Origin of the sequence: Pseudoalteromonas sp. CF6-2 (genome assembly GCF_021729425.1) — a bacterium.
In the GTDB taxonomy this organism is placed as follows: Bacteria; Pseudomonadota; Gammaproteobacteria; order Enterobacterales; family Alteromonadaceae; genus Pseudoalteromonas; species Pseudoalteromonas arabiensis.
The window spans coordinates 2112359-2131890 of sequence record NZ_CP091442.1; the positions used below are offsets into that span (position 1 = coordinate 2112359).

Genomic DNA, 19532 nt, shown 5'->3' on the forward strand with positions numbered 1-19532 from the left:
AGAAAATCGCTAGTTAGGAGCTAGCGCCTCAAGCTTTAATTATAGTAGCTCATATCTGTTCTTACAGTTTTAATGAATAGGTTTAAATTTCATCTGACAGGCGGTTGTGAGCGATCAGCGGAAGTTCGTTCTAACACGTTTTTGGACATTTATGAGTTAGAATCGACAGACGGATCTGTACAATGGCTAGACATTGGTAACGCATTAAGCGGAGAGTAAAAGTGGGCTAAATTTGTGAAGCAAAGCGGAATCGAACCAACTGTTACGAATCCGCCTTAAACCCCTTATTACATGCCTTTCTCTTTTTCTATCACCGAAATTGTTCTTTCTACAAATCTTTTGAATGCTTCTTGGGGAAGGAATGGTGACCTACCGCCTAAATTGAATTTTTCCACAATACTCTTAGCTTGAGCATCATTCATTATTCGGTCTTCATCCCACCCTTTTTGGTGTAGCTCTCGGACTCTCATTATCCATTCTGAAGTATTTTTTCTGAATTCTAGTAAAGACAACTTTCTTGCTGGTGCGCCATGGCCGGGCACTATGAGAGACTCTTCGTCACCTAGCTTCATAATTGCATCAATCGCATCATTAAAACCTTGAAATCCACCTGCATAAAATGTTGGGTGCCAACTGGTATCGAAAACATCACCAACAAAGATAGTATTGCTAATTTTGTGGTAATAAATATTGTCATTCGATGAGTGTGACTTCACTTTAATATGAACAAGATCATCTGAAGTAGTAATACTCTCGACAAGCTTTGCGCCTTGCTCTATGAAAAACTCATTACCACCCGTATGATCTGAATGTGTGTGAGTATTCAAGATATAAATTATGGACTTATTGGAAATTGACTTAACTATGTTATCTAACTCTAGTAAATGCCCACCCCCTGGCATGGGATCGATTAAGGTCAAGCCATTCTCTGTAGTTATTAATCCAATATTAGTTCCGTACTCCTTTCCACTCAAAATATGAACTTGATCAGATACTTTCTCTACATGGATATTGCTAGAAAAGACAGTAGAACTGAAAAATAGCAATGAAATTAATTGTATGCATTTAAATTTTGTCATAGCTCATCCTAGTTAAGCGATACTAAATAGTACATTGTCATTTAACGCCTCGCTTAACCGGCGCAAAATAGCAGGCTAAAATTAGCGACGAAGGAGCGCAAGCCTGCTGTTTTGCGTCCTTGGTTGAAGCGTTTGTTAAGTTACCTTTAAACTTATATTTTGCAGTTCATCACTAATGCTCGTCAGATGTTTATACTTTGTTTTAACCGTTAGTGAAAAGATGAGTATTGGATTCAAAATAGTACTACTAAACCCTTCCTTGAATTGGTCACCATCTCCATGGTTTTCTAAGCACTGCCTTATTGTTTCTATGTCTTTGCCATTTGGGCAGTTGGCACTATGTAACAATAGCGCACCTCTAGACTGGTCTGAGAAATAAAAACCGATATAGTCTACTATCGATTTTTGCAAGCTTTGATGATGGTCCAAATCAAAGTTTGCTAATATAAATTTGAGCTCGCTTACAAGCTCATCTTCGTTATTGTAAAATGCTTCAATCGAAGTGGTAAAACCATTCTTATATTTTAATGAGATATCAAACATACCGACGAGATCTTTTTCCTTGAAATCTTGATTCAATTCCAATGATGCTCCTTCCCTATCTACAACAGGAGTTGTAACTTCAAAAAACGAATGTCTCATGTTGTTAAATACCCATGAAATAGCATTAGAATAGGCTTTTAGCTTTCGGTCATTTTCTAATTGAGCTTGATGTTTTAATGCAGTTTCTGTCTTCTTTTCAACTTTTTCAGCATAGTTTGACCAAGCCGCGTTAATAAGCATACCTAGAATAACAATCCCTAGTAATGCTTGAACCGAGATAACTAATTGCATGGGTTCAGAAGTTGGAAGAATATCTCCATAGCCAAGGGTTGTTATTGTAACAATACTAAAATATAGAGCGTTTATTGGCGATAACTCTTGGTTGAAGTGTTGCAACGCTGTAGGTGAGCAATAAAAATAGACAACAGCGAAAAATATTATGCATGAAAAATATGCTAAAACTAATTTTTTAACCGAAATAGAATTTAAACTCATACTATCCTTGGTAACTTAACAATTTAATAGTGCGCAAATCGCGCATATTTCTGCCACGTAACTGCTCACTTTTCTGATTACTACGTTTTTATCAAATTAGCTAACCTTTTGCTAGTTAACAAAATAATTTAAATTGGTAAAGTGGTCTTATGACAAGAATGCGCAAATTGCTCATTTTCCTGAATATAGGGGAAAGTTGTAAATTTTAAATATAAAAACTGTATCAAAAGAAAATTTTCAATGTCCACTATTTGTTCAAAGAAGACCGTTTGAGCAATTAGGCTAACTCTTTTTAAGGGCAAAAAAGAGTTAAAGCCGAACGTCCTAAAATAGCACAAGTGCAACTGTCAGATTTGATTGTGTTCTAACAATCAAACCTGACAGATCAAGTTAAGACTTATTCACTTTAATTTTGCGATTTTTCAATTTTAGAAATTAATGTATCAAGCACCATTAAGTCATTAGCCTTTTCCATATATTCATCACTATCTTCATCAAGCTGTTTAAGCTCCACTGTTTCTTTTTCAACTCTATCTTTAAGTGTGCTTTTTATTAATCTAAGCTCTAATTGTGAAAACATAATTATCCACTTCAATATTTTCAACATGTGCTTTTTTTAAACGAAAATATCTACTTCTTCAATTTTATCAGCTAACAACAAAGTCGCTTTTTCTTGATACAAATCAAAAGAATCATCTGATATAAATTTATCAAATGTATTAATAATTTCTTTCATAAAAGAGGCTCTAACTTGATAATTCGGGTTGTCAGGAAATTCCTTCGTAAAACTGTCTAACTTCTCTGAACTACTAGAAAGATACTCCATAACATTAATTTTTTTATCTGGATCTACGTTTCCTTTACCATAGGAAAGTATGCTTAGCTTAGCCTCTAAATTATTCATATCCTCTGTATGACTAGATATTATGGGGTTTCCTGATTTACCAAGTCTAACAGGTTCGTCATCACCATATGTTCTTGCATATTTTTTTTCTACCTCATTTACATTTTTAACGATGTTATAAAGCTCTTTTATACTCATATTAGAAAAGTCTAACTCTTTTAATTTAAAGATTTCTTCATATGCACTGCTCTTATTCAACGATGAGTCAAAAGGCTTAGTTTCTTTTTCATCTTTAACTTTAGGATCTTGCAGACTTATCTCTTTGCCATCTAAGCTATTTTGTTTTACTTCTGAGGAAAGCGCTTCTTGTTTTTCGCCATTAATATTTTCAAAAAGAGTTACTTTTCTTTCTAATTGTATAGGAGGTGAATTGGTGTTAATTTTCATAAAAAGTCCGTTTAAAATTGAGCACTCCCCTTTATCGGCTTAATTTTTAAAAAGCTTGAGGTTTATTTTTGAACATTTTTAGATTAACAGGACAAGTTTGAATCGCTGTAATAAGGCATCTAGAACGCATCAACTTCAGTAAACTTTAGTCCTTCGAGGTTATTGCGTTTAACCAAGTCGTACAAACTACCTTCTTGATCAGTACAAAAAGTATATATACCTGCTCCTTTCACTTTGAATAAACCACCTTGTATAATTTTATCTTTACCTAAGGTTAGCTTTTTAAAGCGTCTTACTCGGTTTATGCGCCCATTTTTCATATTGTACTCGGTGTGCTCTTCATTTATCGCATCTTGTTGACCTAAAATATTTAAAGCAAACCATTTCTCACCATTGAGGTTTAAAGGTAAAAACTCACAGCATTCTTTGAGTGTAGTTTCAAACTCATCTTTAAGAGAGGCAGGTATTGCAAAAGCCATTGCTCCCCAGCCAGCAATATCTGGTTTGTTAGTTGGCGTCTCACCCTCAACTACTAACCAATCAACATCGACTGGGCGCCAACCGCTGTCTTTAGCTTCACCGTTAAAGGTATATATATCATTGTTAGTAAGCTGCATTGATTGCTCAAGCATTGTTTCTTGTAATAGTAAGTATTCGCCTACGTTAACACTTACAGCATAAACTTTATCAAAGCTATTCATTTTATTATCCTGGTATCATATTTGATAATTCTTCATGAATTGGGAAGTCACCACTTTGGAGTTCGTCACCGATATCTCTAAGTAACTCTATAATATCAGTCCGTCCTAACAATTTACCAATAGTAGCAGTGCCATTTAGGGTACAAGAATACAATCAAGTAATTTAGGTTGGATAATAAATCTACGCTGCCATTTAAGCACTCCCTAAACCCAACCCAAAAATTACCTCATGAACAGCACTAAAAGTTAATTGGTTTAATACATCTAAGAAAAACAAACAGGGTTATTGGTGTTATAAAAATTGATACTATCGTCAGCTAAGGTTACAGTAACCCTACGCCTACGTTGCAAACGTATAGCGAGCTACTGTGAATAGCAAAGATTTAATCAAACAGCTAGAACAAGCGGTTTGGCAGGAAGTTAGAGTGAAAGGTAGTCATCATCACTTTAGACATCCAACTATAGCAACCTGCTCACCGTACCTCACCCTAAGAAAGAGTTAGGCAAAGGGTTAGTAGCAAAAATACTAAAAGATGCAGGGCTTTAATCCTATTTCCTTATCACTGTAGATAAACGTAACATTAGGAGAATAGCGATGTTATATCCAGTCGCAATTGAGAAAGGCACAAGTACAGAAGCATTTGGCGTAGTGTTTCCAGACGTTCAAGGCTGTTATAGTGCGGGTGACTCTTTTGAGCAAGCATTACTAAATGCCAAAGAAGCGCTCGACACTCATTTAGAGCTTCTAGCCGGAGACGGTATTTTACCACCACAAGCCAGTAACATTGATGATCACATCAAAAATCCTGAGTTTGCAGGCTGGGTGTGGGCATTGGTTGATATTGACCTTGAACCTTACTTAGGCAAGGCTGGTAAAATTAATGTCACACTGCCTAATCTACTTACTAAACAAATTGATGATTTAGTAAAAGCACATCCACACTATAAGAGCCGCTCAAACTTTTTACAGTTAGCGGCTATGCACGAAATACAAAATATTTCTGCACCATAAGTTAAGGACGCTTAACTTATGGCTTCAAACTAATATTAAAAGTTAATCTAAGCGCTAAACAGAGCGCCTTCTTTTTACTTAGCCAGTTCTGAAATAAAGGTGTGTGTTGTTTATAGTTAAACTTTAGTGTTTTTCTACAAATGATGATTACTTACCCATTGTTCTAAAACGGTATTACCAAGTATTTGTTCCTTTGGTTGATATCCTTACACTTAGGCTATCTCTGTGCGATAATACTCACGGCTCTTGATTCTTGCCTAGCATATTTCAACGTTTGGTATCGCTTAACTGCATTTAATTTTTTATACACAATTTGCAAAAAATTTATACACGATACTTTACACACTATGTAACCATTGCAAGAAACATGAAGAAAAAACAAGCAATACAAAAAAGACAAAAAGCGCGTAATTAAAGGGTTAAGAGACTACATGGCGAACCAGCAATACTACGAAAACCAACCAACAATCTACTGGCACGACTACGAGACTTTTGGGGCTAGCCCGCAAAAAGATCGCCCAAGTCAGTTTGCAGGTATCCGCACTGATCTAGATTTAAATATTATTGGTGAACCGTTAATTGAATATTGCAGACCCGCGGCAGATTACTTACCGCATCCAGAAGCCTGTTTGATCACAGGTATCACGCCACAAATTGCAATGCAAAAAGGGCTGCCTGAAGCTGAGTTTATGGCAAAAATTCATACCGAGTTTAGCCAACCTAATACCTGTGTAGCGGGTTATAACAGTATTCGCTTTGATGATGAAGTAACACGTTATAGTCTATACCGTAACTTTTATGACCCATACGAGCGTGAGTACAAAAATAATAACAGCCGCTGGGATATTATTGATTTAGTACGTGCATGTTACGCACTGCGCCCTGAAGGTATTGAATGGCCGCTTAAAGAAGACGGCACGCCTAGTTTTAAACTTGAACATCTAACGGTAGCCAATGGCATAGAACATGCCGCAGCTCACGATGCATTGAGTGATGTAACAGCAACGATTGCGCTTGCGAAACTTATAAAAGAAAAACAGCCTAAGCTTTATCAGTTTTTCTTCAGCTTACGTTCTAAAAAAGCGCTGGCTGATTTAGTCGATGTATTTAACATGACACCACTTGTGCATACCTCATCACGCATCCCTGCAAGCCAAGGTTGCACTAGCTGGATTGCACCTATGAGCTTTCATCCGGTGAACAAAAACTCCATTATTTGCTTTAACTTAACTGACGATCCACAGGTGTTATTAGATTTGTCGGTCGATGAGTTACGCACTCGGCTTTATACCAAACACAGTGACCTTGGTGAAGACGAAGCACCGGTGGGCTTAAAGCTCGTACACCTAAATAAGTGCCCTATTCTTGCGCCAGCAAAAACCTTGTTACCTGAAAACGCAGCGCGTTTAGGCATTGACCGTGAAAAGTGCCTACAAAACTTGGCTATCTTAAAAGCGAATACTGAACTTCGCGACAAAGTAACCGAAGTCTTTAATGAGCAGCGTGATTTTAGTGAAAACCAAAACCCTGACTACCAACTTTATGATGGCTTTACAAGCAATGCAGATAAAGCCAAGTTTGCCATTATTCGTGATGCAAGCCCTGAGCAACTAGCCTCGATGCAGCTTGATTTCGATGACAAAAAGTTTACCACCTTGCTATTTAGATACCGTGCTCGAAACTGGCCACAAACTCTTAGCCAAGATGAGCTGGCTAGATGGCGTCAATACTGTCAAAACAAGCTCATGCACGGTGAAGATAGCCCATCAATTAGTGCGCAAGATTTTATGATCACCCTTGAAAACCTTGCTCATGAAAATGATGATAACGAAAAAAACCTGCATATTTTAAAAGCGTTGTACAATTACGCACAAAGTATGTAATAAAAAACGCGACATAATGTCGCGTTTTTTATAAATAATATCACGTTACTTTTTATGTAACGCTTCAATACGTGCCAACAAGCTTGAGGTGTCGTAGCGGCCACCACCTAACGCTTGTACATCAGCATAGTATTGATCAACCGTGGCTGTCATCGGCAAGGTTGCGCCGTTTGCCTTTGCCTCATCAAGCGCAATGCCTAAATCTTTACGCATCCAATCAACAGCAAACCCAAATTCGTACTCACCCGCCCACATAGTTTTGTAGCGGTTTTCCATCTGCCATGAGCCTGCAGCACCTTTTGAAATAGTTTCGATCACTTTTTCACCATCAAGACCTGCTTGTTTAGCAAAGTGCAAACCTTCCGCTAAACCTTGTACCACACCTGCAATGCAAATTTGATTAACCATTTTACAAAGCTGGCCAGAGCCTACTTCGCCTAATAATTGGCTAAAGCGGCTAAAGGCAGCCATAACAGGCTGAACAACATTAAAATCAGTCTCGTCGCCACCGACCATCACAGTTAATACACCATTCTCTGCTCCCGCTTGGCCGCCAGAAACTGGCGCATCTAAAAATGCAACACCTTGTAGTTTCGCTTGAGTCGCCACTTCGCGGGCTACCTCGGCCGAAGTCGTTGTATGGTCAACTAAATAGCTCCCAGACTCCATGCCCGCAAGCACACCCTTGTCGCCATAAACAACTGACCGTAGGTCATCATCATTACCCACACACATAAATACAATTTCAGCGCCTTTTGCAGCTTCACTAGGCGTTTGAGCATATTGCCCTTGATACTCTGAAGCCCACTTTTGCGCTTTTACTGTAGTGCGGTTGTAAACGGTCACGTTGTGACCTGCGTTGGCAAGGTGACCTGCCATAGGGTAACCCATTACACCTAATCCGATGAAGGCGACTTTCATTGACATAAAACTGACCTATTTGAGTGATAAATTAGTAACAATTTCATTATCTCAATCGAATAACTAAAAAGCGAATGAAAAAAAGTTCATTTAAACCGTTTAAAAACACACAGGTAAAACATGGATAGTATATATCGTTTCAATGCCCAGCTTACATCCGGTGAAAATTTCAGCCTTGAATCGTTAAAAGGAAGAACAGCACTTATCGTAAATACCGCCAGTAAATGTAACTTTTCAATGCAAATGGCCAGCCTTGAAAAACTCTATAATGAGTATCAAGAGCGCGGATTTACAGTGCTTGCTTTCGCCTGTAATCAGTTTGGTCATAACGAGCCGTTAGATGGGCAGGAGCTACAGACTTTCTACCAACAGCATTTTGATGTTAGCTTTCCTATTTTTAATAAAGTATTAGTCAATGGGCCTGAGGCGCATCCGTTATTTAATTATTTAAAATGCCATACCCGCGGAATTGCGCAAAACCGCGCAATTAAATGGAATTTCACCAAATTTCTTATAAACTCAGAGGGGCAACTTGTTGCGCGATATGCCCCGCGCACTAAACCTGAAGCCCTCAAAATGGTGATAGAGAGTAATTTAAATGATGAAACTGGCCTTATTCAGTGCGCAAAAGTATGAACAACCGTTTTTTGAAAGGAATCTAACTGAATACGCTGAGTCGGTTTCGCTCAGTTATTTTGAGCAATCTCTCAACAGTACCACAACACCTTTATGCCATGGTTTTGATGCAGTGTGCGTATTTGTAAACGACACTGTCGATAAGGATGTCATAGCCAATATGGCCACTTTAGGTATTAGAGCCATACTATTACGTTGTGCGGGTTTTAATAATGTTGATTTAGCAGCCGCCAAAGAGCACAACATCAAGGTTTGTCGGGTGCCAGCTTATAGCCCTGAGGCCGTTGCTGAGCATTGTGTTGCACTCATGCTAACACTCAACCGAAAAACCCATAAAGCCTTTAACCGAGTACGCGAAGGAAATTTTGACTTAAATGGCCTGTTGGGTTTTAACCTGTTTCAAAAAACCATTGGTATTATAGGTTGCGGTAAAATCGGCCTAGCATTAGTGAATATTTTAAATGGTTTCGGTGCAAAAGTGTTAGTGTGCGATCCTGTCGCTAAAAAAGGCGATTACACACTTTGCGACTTAGACACACTGCTCAGGCAAAGTGATGTCATCTCCTTGCATTGCCCACTAAACGAACATACTCATCACTTAATTGATGCCAAAGCATTTGAAAAAATGAAAGACGGTGTCATGCTGATTAATACCTCGCGAGGTGCACTGCTCGATACACAAGCATGTATTCAAGCACTTAAGTCCAAAAAACTCGGTCACCTAGGACTTGATGTTTACGAGCAAGAGTCAGAGCTTTTCTTTAAAGATCATCGCGAAGAAATCATGCAGGATGACATTTTTTCTCGCTTGGTTAGTTTTCCAAACGTGCTTGTTACTGGGCACCAAGGTTTTTTCACTCAAGAAGCGCTTAGCGAAATTGCTTGCACTACGCTACAAAACGCCAACGAACTTAGCCAAGGTTTACCATTAACTAACGAAGTTATATAAGGCAAATGCACCTTAAATTAAAAAAGGCGTGAGGTTTCAACCCCACGCCTTTTTACTTACTAACTTGCAACTCGATACTTTATTTCAACAATGCCACGTTCACAAATACCGCCGTCATCAATAACGGGCACACAAAGCGAATGTACTGAGCAAACCAATAATGTGGGCCACTCGATACTTGATGCAATTTATTACCACGCTGCCATAACCAGCCAACGGTAATAAAATAAAATAGTCCCATCAAGGGTAATTGGTACTGCGTTAGTACCATAATCACTAAGCCAAATAACCAATCAAAGTTAAGGATGATCAGCGATGAAGCAATAAACACCACTAAGGTAACAAATAAGGTTGCTTGTTTACGCTCAATACTATGGTTTTCAACTAAAAATGCGACTGGAATTTCGGTTGATGAAATGGTTGAAGTCACCGATGCAATCGACATCAACACAAAAAATAATAAACCAACCACTAAGCCTACTTGTCCCATGGTGCTAAATAGCTCAGGTAAAATAGCAAAAATCAACTGTCCTTCGCCTACCAACTTACCACCGCTAAACACTTCTACGCCGTTATGCTGGGCAACAAAAATAGCCGGAATAATCAATAAACCCGCTAAAAATGCCACACCCGTATCAAGTAATGCAACGGTGCCTGTTAGTTTTGGTAAGTTCGCATCAGGCTTTAAATATGAGCCGTATACCATCATACAGCCGACGCCTAGCGACAATGAAAAGAACGCCTGCCCCATTGCAGCAATAATTAGGTTCGCATCAAGAATTTGGCTAAAGTCAGGCACTAAATAAGCAGCAAAACCATCCATTGCACCGTCAAGAGTGCCTATGTAGCCAATTAACGCCACTAATAACACTAGCAATAATGGCATTAAGCGGCGTGACCAAGTTTCGATACCTGATTTAACCCCTTTTAAAATAATGCTTGCGGTTAGAATAAGCATCAATGGCGTAAACACAAAGTTGCGTGCCATTGAATCACTGTGTAAAAAGTGACTTAACTCAGTCAGACCAAAAAAGTTGGCAATTGGCTCGAGTGCGTACGCGAGCATCCAACCTGCAACGATTGAATAAAAGCTCAGCATCACAACAGCGCCAAACAAGCCTATATAACCAGCTGCAGCTCCAACTTTGGCTGCGGTGTCTTGCCATGCACTTGATAGCGCTTTAACTGGGTTTGCCTGCGCTTGGTGGCCTAAATACAACTCAGTATACAAAGCAGGAAGTGCTAATAAGAAAATAACGATAAAATAAACAAGTAAAAATGCACCGCCGCCATGGTTTGCCGCCTGCGTTGGGAACCCCCAAATATTACCTAAACCTACTGCCGCACCAGAAGCGGCAAGTACAAAACCAATACGACTTTGGAAGCCATCACGAACTTGTGCCATACATCTACATTTCTGTTATTATTTTTCCTCATTAAACCATAATTACAGTCAACTGCGTAAACAATTTGCGTTTGTTCGTGCCCATACAAGAGCATTTGCTGTAAAAATAAACAAATCTAATTGTAGGGTTTCGTAAAAGCCACAAACCATGAGCAGTCACTATTTTTCTAACACCTTAAAAATTGATTCAGGGCTAAGTTCAACTGATAAACAAGTTGTACTTATGGATGCTTCACGTATCAATATCAGCTCCCTGCCCATTGAAAGGTTACTCAGTGAATTCGAGCTTAGTGTACTTACAAAGCGCAAAATGCCAGCCGCTAAGCAAGAGTATATTGCCACGCGCTTAGTGCTTAAGTATTTATTAAAACGCAGCAATCCTTTACTTAAAAACACACCACTTTGCGCAATTTCGAGCCAATTTGATGACGTAGACAACAAATTGAAGCTTCACTCGCCTTTAAGTGAACCAATTTGGGCTTGCTTATCACATTCCCGTGGTTTTATTGGTGCAGCGCTTAACCCCGAGCAAGATCAATTTGGTTTTGATATCGAACACTGTTCGAAAACACGCCCTTTTGTGAAGCTCGCCAAACATTTTTACGATCGCAATGAAGTTAATTTAATAAGTGGCTTTAGCGATATAAATGAGCAAGCTGGATGTTTTTTTAGAATTTGGACACTAAAAGAAGCGCTTGCCAAAGCAACATCGCAACCTATCGCTAAACTTTTGAGCCCGAATGTGTTTACTGAAATCGAAAAACATAACCTCACGGTCTCAAGTAACACACTGAATGATTTTGACATAAGCGTGGTGGCACAAAAAAGCACTGACTGGCAGTGCTCTTTTATTAACTTTAACGACCTATGCCGCGACTTGGCTTTCTAATAATCGACTATGAATAGCTTGAACAACAAGGTCAGACTCGCTCTGCTCCACCAAAAAGCACAGGTTATGTTTACTTGCACCATGACAAATTAAACGAATATTAAAATCACTCAATACTTGCATTAAGTTGGTCTCTTGTTGTCGCAGTTGAATCTCAGAGCCAATTAGAGCCACCAGCGTTAAGTTATTCTCAACCGACACATGACAAAACTCAGAAAGCTTATCTAAACAAGCTTGATCCAGCTCAGGACGTGATGCATTCGGTGCGTTATCTAACGTGATTGCAACACTGATCTCTGAGGTAGTAACCAAATCAACCGAAATATTAAATTCACTTAAGATAGTAAATACACGCGCTAAGAAACCACTCGCAAGAAGCATTTCTGGGCTTTTAACCGTTAAAAGAATTTGGTTTTTACGCTGCGTGACTGCTCGGATACCTGGCTGCTCTGACTTTTCTTTTTCAATCCATGTGCCGCCTAATTGTGGCTCACGGCTCGAACCAACAAACACACTAATATGGCTGCGGCTTGCCGGTAAAATAGTAGCTGGATGCAGCACTTTTGCCCCAAAGGTAGCCATTTCAGCGGCTTCATCAAAGCTAAGCCTTGCAATAGGTGTAGCTTTTACACATAAACGCGGATCAGTACTGAAAATACCCACCACATCCGTCCAAATATGCACACTCTTTGCGTTGATTGCTTCAGCCAGTAATGCCGCACTGTAATCTGAGCCGCCACGGCCTAAAGTCGTTGTTTGGTTATATTCATCACTGCCAATAAACCCTTGTGTTACTACAACTTGCTCAGCTAACAATGGCACTAAATGTTTTTTTGCAGCAGCAGCTGTTGCAGCAATGTTTGGAGTGGCTTTAGCGAATTGGCTATCTGTTTTTAATACTTTACGCACATCAAATCGCACCGCATCTAAACCCTGGCCACGCAACACTTGCGTAAATAAATACGATGATAAGCGCTCACCAAAACTTAGCAGCTCGTCTTGCTCTGCCGCTGATTTAACCCCTTCAGTAGCAAGCACCTGAAATGCTCTTAAAGTCTCATTAAAGCCATGAGCTAAATCGGCATCAAGCGATAGCTCAGCTAAAATACTCTCTTGAATAGCAATAACACCCGTGATGTGTTCATCGCGCTCAGCCGCGCTCAAATCACGTTTACACAATGCAACTAAATGGTTAGTAACGCCCGCACTGGCACTAACAGCAACAATACGTACTTGATTATCCGCGCATACAATTTCTGCACAGCGGCTCATAGCATCAAAATTAGCTACACTGGTGCCACCAAATTTTGCAACAACGTAATCTGATTTTGTGTTGGCGGCTAATTGGGTATTCATGTCGTCTCCTTTTGTGGAAAACTATCCACAGTAATTCAAGAAGAACTCGGCAAGGGGGTGCTTTGAAAATAAAGAGTAGTCCATGCCAGAAGCTCTCCACCTAATTTGGTGACAGTTTTGAGGATTCAGCCCCATAAACCGAAAAATAACCGTGACGTCCAGCTATTTTTCTCGGCGAGTACTTCCCTCATTAATGGTCATTGGCGTTCGTCACCTCACATTAACTACCTAAGTATCGCACCTCTTCTGAATGTTAAGTTAACACTTGGTTAAAATAACAAAGCCTGCTGTTAAAAGCAGGCTTTGAAAGTTATCGTTTAGACGTCTAGCTGTCAAGTGTTAAATAAAACTTCCCGCTAGGTGTGAGCCATAATAACCCGCTGTATAGGCTATTAATAAATACAGCGACATTTTTAAATAACTCATAAACGTTAATGCTTTGACTTTACTCATCGCAATAATACCCGCGGCAGACCCAATAATAAGCATTGAACCACCAACCCCTGTTGCATAAGTAAATGACAGCCATTGCTGAGGGCTCATAACAATGTCGGCTTTGAGTAATGCAGCTGTTAGTGGCACGTTATCAACCGCAGCCGACAACAAGCCCATTAAGTAATTCGCATACTCAGGAGCCATAAGCTCATATAAATGTGTAAATTGAGATAACACACCCACTTCTTTCAGTGCACCAACTAACAGTAATACCCCAACGAAGAACAACAGTGTGTCGTATTCAATCTCACGAATATAATCGATGATTTTTTTGTTTACGTCTTTTTTGCGCATCAAGAATTGCGCAACCAAAAACATCAGCGATAAACCAAATAAAAAGGTTAATAACGGTGGCACACTATAAAGAACGCTCAAAGTTAAGGTGGCAATAATGGTCGAGAAAAAGATAACCGCAATGGTAATGTCGGTTTTTTCAATACGACGAGCCATTTGCTTTTCAAATACCACATTACCTGACATTCCTGCTGATAACATCACAGCCAGTAATGCGACGCTTGCAAGCGAAGGCACAATAAGTAATAACAAGTTACCAATAGTGACTTTTTCATCGAGGAATATCATTAAGGTCGTTACATCACCTGTAATAAGCGATACCCCACCCGAGTTCACACTAAATACAATTAAGGTGGCATATTTTATTAATTTTTTAGGGTCTAATTTCAGTGACATCACCACCGCAAGCGAGATTAAAGTCGCGGTTATGTTGTCTGAAATCGATGAAAATAAAAACGCAAAACCACCAATCAAAAACATCAGCTTCCGTTCACTGATTTGATTTGGCATAATTTTATGCACAATATTTTGAATAAACCCTTTCGAGTTTAAATAAGCGACAAAGGTCATTGCAGCCATAAGAAATAACCACAACGTCGCTATTTCTAAAATATTATGATCAAGTTGATGTTGGATAGTTTCTGGGGTTTGCCCATGAATTGGAGAGATAAACAAGATAATCCAGCATAAAGTGCCAAAAAAAAGCGTCGTTTTGGCCTTGTTTACATGGATAATATCCTCTATAACGATAAGCAAAAATGCCGCCGCTATCAGGGTTAGGATAAGTGGGGTTACCATGGTGTTTGAACAACCTTTATAATAATGTAAAAATTGTAATTCGAGTGTTTCGGCGCGGATTCTAGCAGTATCTAAGTCATAAAACTATTCTCAATTAGATAAATTACTACTAAACGCTAACACCAAAATTTTGATTTACTGGAGCCATATGATCCCAGCTAAAAAGTTATTAAATACCCTTACAGAGCATTGGGGGGTGTTAGAACTATTATTTAAACGTTTTAAGATGGCTGATTTCAGCTTAAAAGACGTACAAAATGCGATAAAACAAAAACAGCCAAGCTGGTCAAATGAACGTATTTATAAAGAAACAAATCGTTTATTAAATCAAGATATCATTATTCCTCTTGCGAAGTCGTCACAATTAGAAATCAACCGTGCTATCGCTGATTTTGCGACCTTTTTATTGCAAGAAGAACATTTGGGTCTTGCCCAAGAAATCAGCGTATTAGTTGATGACTTAGCGCGCCTAGGCAACCGCCTTGCCAAAGCGGGTGAAATAGAAGACTACGACGAGCTTCGCCGTTTCAGCCGGATTATGGATGATCGGGTACGCAAAATAATGAAGTTGTTTGCCCATAATGAAAATGCGATTTTAAACATTGTTGAGCAAGCGAAAGCTGACAACGCCGTGCAATCTTTGCAAAAACGCTATCAAGCAGTAATCGAAGCGTTTGATGAATACATTGAACCTATGCTTGAAATGGTTGATATTCGTGGTGACTTCCACGCGTGCTTTAACACCATCGAAGCGCAAATTAGCGCGCAAATCGAGCAAATTGACCGTCTTGGTAAGTCATATCAAGACAAACGGATGCTTGAGCAATTACGTACCCGTATTTTAGAAATGCATTTAGTTGGCCGTGAAAGTTTACGCAAAAGCGCCGATATGTTGATGCCACTGCGTGAAGAGTTACGACGCAACAACCTAATTACTCGCCAAGCGGCCAAAGTGCTTGGTTTAGTGCGTAAAAATGGCGTCGATAACATGTTAAGTGCAGTACAGCCTAACTTTGTCTCAGACGCACAGCGTTTTTCACTTGGGCAACAACGTCATATCGTGGCCTATATGGCAGGCTTAGTTGACTTTGAACACGATGAATATCAGCTTCCTGAACATGATGACGTGCCTGCCTATCAAAGCCCGCATATCCCTGATTACAACGACGTTAAAACACAATTTAAAAAACGCTTCAAAAAAGCCAGCAAAAAAGCTCAGCCGCTGCTTAATTTCTTAGATGAAAGCTACCCAGATTTAGAAGCAGACGAAATGCTGTTCTTGTATCAAAAATTAATTAGCGATGGCGACCTTGAAATCAGCCAAAGCCAAGAGAAAGTAAAAATAAAAATTGCCCAGCAACACTTCTCTCTTTACCCATTTAACTCATCGATTGCTGACGATAAAAAAGCAACAGAGCAATAACCATGACAGATATTAATTTAGATGATTTAACACATCTGCAAGCTATTAATAAAAAGCTCACATCAGGCTACCACATTAGCGAACAAGACACGCTGATGTGGCAAGAGCTTGATCAACACATTGACGCTTACCGTGCGTTATTTAATGCCCTTGGCCATGACCTACAACATGATAGCCGTGGCTTTTACTATTTTGGCAGCGACGAAAGCACCCCAAACATGGGGAAAATTTCGCGTGCCATCGCACTGACTATCTACATCTTGATTGAGCACTATGCCAATACCGGTAAAGATCCAATGCGTGCCTTGTTTGACGAGGTAAACGACCTTGAACTAATGCAAACCTTAGTGCAAATCAACAAACACTTGTTTGATCAATTAGAAATCTTCTCAGGCTCAGATTTACGTAAAGACGTGTACCTTCGCATGGTGCGTTTAGGCCTTGCTCGCGAAGTAGAAAACGGCTTTATGTTGCAAGCACCTATTTATCGTTATATCGATGCATTAATGGAAGTAAACGAAGAAACCTACCTAGGAGAGGACGAATAATGCAAAGCCAAAGCCTTTACGGACTCAGCAAACTTGCGCTTTTAAATACCGCTGGCTATGCAAAATGCGTGATCCCTCTGGATAAAAGCAGCTCAATTTGTGCACCCAATAATACTGGTAAAAGCTCGGTGATTAATGCCCTGCAATTTCCACTGATTAATGATTTACGCCTAACAGAATGGGATGGCCACGATTTAGATGAAACCCGTAAGTTCTACTTTTCGTCAGATCAATCCTATATTTTACTCGAAGCCGATTTACCTAATGGCCCTGTAGTGATTGGTGTTGCTGGCCTTGGTAAAATTGCCGGCTACGCGCATCAATTTTTTTGCTATCAAGGTAAATTAGACCTTGAGCACTACACCCAAGGCAAAACCATTGTAAAATTCACCAAGCTTTTTAATCACTTAAAAGAGCAAGGTTTCAATCCAATTGAATTAAAAGCGCAAGAGCTAAACGCCCTACTCACTGGTGGCGCAACCCCGTTTGATGGCGATATCAATTTAAAGATGATCCCACTTAATAACGTACAAGACTCAGCGATTTACAAAGAGATTTTCCGCCGTATCCTTAACTTGCATAAATTAGGTGCCAGTGATGTTAAGCGCTTTATGCTACGTGTTTTTGAACGTCATATGTCAAACTCACGGGTTGATTTTTATGAAGTGTGGCGACGTTCATTCGATAAAGTGAATCGCGCTAAACGTGAATTAAAAGCCCTTGAGTCAATGCAAGAGCCAATCGCCGCCCTTGAATCTATGCTTGAAAACCAAACGGTTTTAAAAGGCAAACTTGCAGCCTATGCGCCAAAAATTGACCAAGCACTGATTGACTTTGAAACCTATCAACAAGAGCAACTCACTGAGCTGAATATAGCCCTTGAAGATATCGAGCACGAAAAGCATGAGTTTGACCAAAAGCAGCAGCTGTATATTCAGCAATCCCGTGATATTGAACGTAAACAAACTCAAATTGAACAGTGGTTTTTAGACTATCGAGCGCTTAAATCTGAATTTGAACTAGTTAACAAGGCCACTTTAAAAGTAAGCCTTACGCAGCTTAAGCAAGATTATGAATCGCTATCGCATTCATTGAGCAGTGCCCAAGGTCAAAGCTTGCACACGCTAGATTACCGTATTAGCGAAACACAAAAGCAAATTAAGAGCTTAAAACTACAGCTGAAGAACCTCGAGTTCAATTTATTCACCCGTATGCGTGAAGATTTATCTTTGAAAGAAGTTGAAGAGATTTCGCGTATTCTAAACCCTGATATCTTATCATTTGCCACCACCAGCAATGGTGATGTTGAGATCACAGACGAAGATGCCTTTGGTGAATTTTTAGAGCAGTTATCGGCAAATGTGAAAGGCGGTGTACTGACTCTTCCTGGCGCAAGCATTAAACTTAAAAAGCTAAGTCCTGTGCAAATGCAAACAGGTGAAAATAAAGAGCAACTAACCGCGCAACTCGCCGCCCTTGAAAACTCACTAAAAGAGTTTAAACAACAGCACGAAGTGGCTGCTAATGTCGCCGAAAAGCAAAAAGAAAAAGATGCCTTATATGATGAACTAATGGCCTCTGAAGAAGCCTTAAAACGCTTTGAACAATTTGAAGTGATGCAGCAATCAGTCGATGCGCAAACTTTGCTAAAAGAGCAATTAAATGCAGAGCGCGAACAAGTTGACGACTACCTGCAAGACATTCAAAAGAACAGTGGCTCAATCAGCGACCGTCGTTCAATTATCAAGTCGAAAAAAGATTTGCTTGCGCGCCAAGCTGACCGCCTACGCCAAGTTAAATCTGAGCGTATCGATCACACGCTTGATTTTTACGCTGGCAAAGTGACTCCATACATGATTGAAATCAGTATTGATTTTGATAACTTAAGCGATCTCATCCATCACTTTAACAAAGACTGCCAAGAGCTACGTAACTTTGATATCAACGTACGTAACACCTACATGCATATTTACAATGCGGGTATTACTAAATTTGATAACGAAAACGATGAGTTTACTAAATACGAAAAGCTTATTAGCGCGTTTCATAACATTGATAACGAGCGTGATGCCGTTGAGCGTCAAGGTCGTGTTGCGTTAACCGAAGTCGCCGCCACCATTAAAGGCTTGCGCGAAGACTTAGACCGCCTACGCCGCGAAATGAATAGCTTTAACAAAGGGATTAGCCAACACCGAATCTCTAACCTTCAAGCGTTCAAAATTAATGTTATTCCGCGCAAGATGTTGGTTGATAGCATTGATACCATTATCAGTACCTCAAATCAGTTTGAGCAAGGCGATACCCTCGATTTATTAAGCCAAGAGCCTTATAGCGAATCTGCGGTAAACGAAGCAAAAGATCATTTAATTAAGCTTGCTTCAGAAAAAGCCGGTTTAACACTGACCGACTTATTCGATATTCGTTTTGAAGTGGTGAATCGTGCGGGTGACACTGAGCACTTCGAAAAAATCGATTCAGCAGGTTCTAACGGTACACGTATCACTATTAAACTATTATGCGGCATGCTATTCATTCGCTATCTATTAAGTGATCAAGAACAAAACCTGTATCGTATTCCTATTTATATTGATGAAGCGGCAGATATCGACCCACAAAACCAAAAAGCAATTATCGAAACGGCTCTGAGCTTTGGTTTTGTGCCGATTTTTGCTTCTGTTAAACCACAAGTAAGTTGCGACTACATTGTACCTATTCGTACAGTAAAAGATGGCGCGCAAAACTGGGTAGACGAAAAAGACTGGATCGAAGTAGAACACAGTACTTAATACAACATGTCATGGATGACAGCATTTA

At 39.6% G+C, this 19532-nt stretch carries 17 protein-coding genes and 1 riboswitch; of the genes, 8 read left to right on the top strand and 9 right to left on the bottom strand.

The genetic code is table 11. The features are described 5' to 3' along the window. Window positions 1–287 precede the first annotated feature (287 nt). From L3Q70_RS09820 to L3Q70_RS09840, 5 genes are all read right to left on the bottom strand, one after another. Entirely contained in the window at window positions 288–1079 is a 792-nt protein-coding gene (locus tag L3Q70_RS09820; RefSeq protein WP_237114179.1) for an MBL fold metallo-hydrolase, read from the bottom strand. A 135-nt stretch (window positions 1080–1214) separates the two neighbouring features. Further along, the gene (locus tag L3Q70_RS09825) at window positions 1215–2117 is read right to left on the bottom strand and encodes a potassium channel family protein (RefSeq protein ID WP_237114180.1); all 903 of its coding nucleotides are present in this window, start codon (window positions 2115–2117) and stop codon (window positions 1215–1217) included. A gap of 406 nt (window positions 2118–2523) precedes the next feature. Then, complete coding sequence (locus L3Q70_RS09830; protein WP_165381462.1) at window positions 2524–2697, bottom strand: hypothetical protein; 174 nt, start codon at window positions 2695–2697, stop codon at window positions 2524–2526. 36 nt (window positions 2698–2733) lie between these two features. Beyond that, window positions 2734–3408 (bottom strand): hypothetical protein, encoded by a 675-nt coding sequence (locus tag L3Q70_RS09835; RefSeq protein WP_237114181.1) that lies wholly within the window; start codon window positions 3406–3408, stop codon window positions 2734–2736. 119 nt (window positions 3409–3527) lie between these two features. Continuing rightward, window positions 3528–4109 (bottom strand): hypothetical protein, encoded by a 582-nt coding sequence (locus L3Q70_RS09840; RefSeq protein WP_237114182.1) that lies wholly within the window; start codon window positions 4107–4109, stop codon window positions 3528–3530. 595 nt (window positions 4110–4704) lie between these two features. On the opposite strand from L3Q70_RS09840, the gene L3Q70_RS09850 reads away from it, so the two are divergent. Then, the gene (locus L3Q70_RS09850; protein ID WP_237114183.1) at window positions 4705–5121 is read left to right on the top strand and encodes a type II toxin-antitoxin system HicB family antitoxin; all 417 of its coding nucleotides are present in this window, start codon (window positions 4705–4707) and stop codon (window positions 5119–5121) included. 431 nt (window positions 5122–5552) lie between these two features. After that, entirely contained in the window at window positions 5553–7004 is a 1452-nt protein-coding gene (sbcB, locus tag L3Q70_RS09855; RefSeq protein WP_237114184.1) for an exodeoxyribonuclease I, read from the top strand. 45 nt (window positions 7005–7049) lie between these two features. Here the strand turns inward: sbcB and L3Q70_RS09860 are convergent, their stop codons facing one another. Further along, window positions 7050–7931: an NAD(P)-dependent oxidoreductase gene (locus L3Q70_RS09860; protein WP_193987455.1), complete on the bottom strand. Its 882-nt coding sequence runs from the start codon at window positions 7929–7931 to the stop codon at window positions 7050–7052. A 114-nt stretch (window positions 7932–8045) separates the two neighbouring features. Here L3Q70_RS09860 and L3Q70_RS09865 point away from each other — a divergent pair, with 114 nt between their 5' ends. Both L3Q70_RS09865 and L3Q70_RS09870 read left to right on the top strand, forming a co-directional pair. Then, window positions 8046–8561 (top strand): redoxin domain-containing protein, encoded by a 516-nt coding sequence (locus L3Q70_RS09865; RefSeq protein ID WP_193987456.1) that lies wholly within the window; start codon window positions 8046–8048, stop codon window positions 8559–8561. After that, on the top strand, window positions 8527–9510 hold the full coding sequence (locus L3Q70_RS09870) for a 2-hydroxyacid dehydrogenase (protein WP_237115257.1): 984 nt from the start codon (window positions 8527–8529) through the stop codon (window positions 9508–9510). The genes L3Q70_RS09865 and L3Q70_RS09870 overlap by 35 nt, the downstream gene beginning before the upstream one ends. Before the next feature lie 79 nt (window positions 9511–9589). Here L3Q70_RS09870 and L3Q70_RS09875 read toward each other — a convergent pair whose 3' ends face one another. Beyond that, on the bottom strand, window positions 9590–10915 hold the full coding sequence (locus L3Q70_RS09875; RefSeq protein ID WP_237114185.1) for a sodium-dependent transporter: 1326 nt from the start codon (window positions 10913–10915) through the stop codon (window positions 9590–9592). Between the two features lie 148 nt (window positions 10916–11063). Between L3Q70_RS09875 and L3Q70_RS09880 the strand changes: the two genes are divergently transcribed. Continuing rightward, entirely contained in the window at window positions 11064–11804 is a 741-nt protein-coding gene (locus L3Q70_RS09880; RefSeq protein ID WP_237114186.1) for a 4'-phosphopantetheinyl transferase superfamily protein, read from the top strand. Here L3Q70_RS09880 and lysC read toward each other — a convergent pair. Both lysC and nhaD read right to left on the bottom strand, forming a co-directional pair. Continuing rightward, window positions 11781–13160 carry a lysine-sensitive aspartokinase 3 gene (gene lysC / locus L3Q70_RS09885; RefSeq protein ID WP_237114187.1) on the bottom strand — a complete coding sequence of 460 codons (1380 nt, stop codon included), beginning with the start codon at window positions 13158–13160 and terminating at the stop codon, window positions 11781–11783. The genes L3Q70_RS09880 and lysC overlap by 24 nt on opposite strands. 81 nt (window positions 13161–13241) lie before the next feature. Then, window positions 13242–13414, bottom strand: a riboswitch (Lysine riboswitch). An 85-nt stretch (window positions 13415–13499) separates the two neighbouring features. After that, on the bottom strand, window positions 13500–14747 hold the full coding sequence (nhaD, locus tag L3Q70_RS09890) for a sodium:proton antiporter NhaD (RefSeq protein WP_237114188.1): 1248 nt from the start codon (window positions 14745–14747) through the stop codon (window positions 13500–13502). 148 nt (window positions 14748–14895) lie between these two features. On the opposite strand from nhaD, the gene L3Q70_RS09895 reads away from it, so the two are divergent. From L3Q70_RS09895 to L3Q70_RS09905, 3 genes are read left to right on the top strand one after another with little or no spacing between them, the layout of a single operon-like run. Continuing rightward, window positions 14896–16170 carry a hypothetical protein gene (locus tag L3Q70_RS09895; RefSeq protein ID WP_062569346.1) on the top strand — a complete coding sequence of 425 codons (1275 nt, stop codon included), beginning with the start codon at window positions 14896–14898 and terminating at the stop codon, window positions 16168–16170. Window positions 16171–16172: 2 nt separating this feature from the next. Next, entirely contained in the window at window positions 16173–16718 is a 546-nt protein-coding gene (locus L3Q70_RS09900; RefSeq protein WP_062569347.1) for a hypothetical protein, read from the top strand. Then, window positions 16718–19504 carry an ATPase gene (locus L3Q70_RS09905; protein ID WP_237114189.1) on the top strand — a complete coding sequence of 929 codons (2787 nt, stop codon included), beginning with the start codon at window positions 16718–16720 and terminating at the stop codon, window positions 19502–19504. Before L3Q70_RS09900 ends, L3Q70_RS09905 begins: the two co-directional genes overlap by 1 nt. The last annotated feature ends 28 nt before the right edge of the window (window positions 19505–19532 follow it).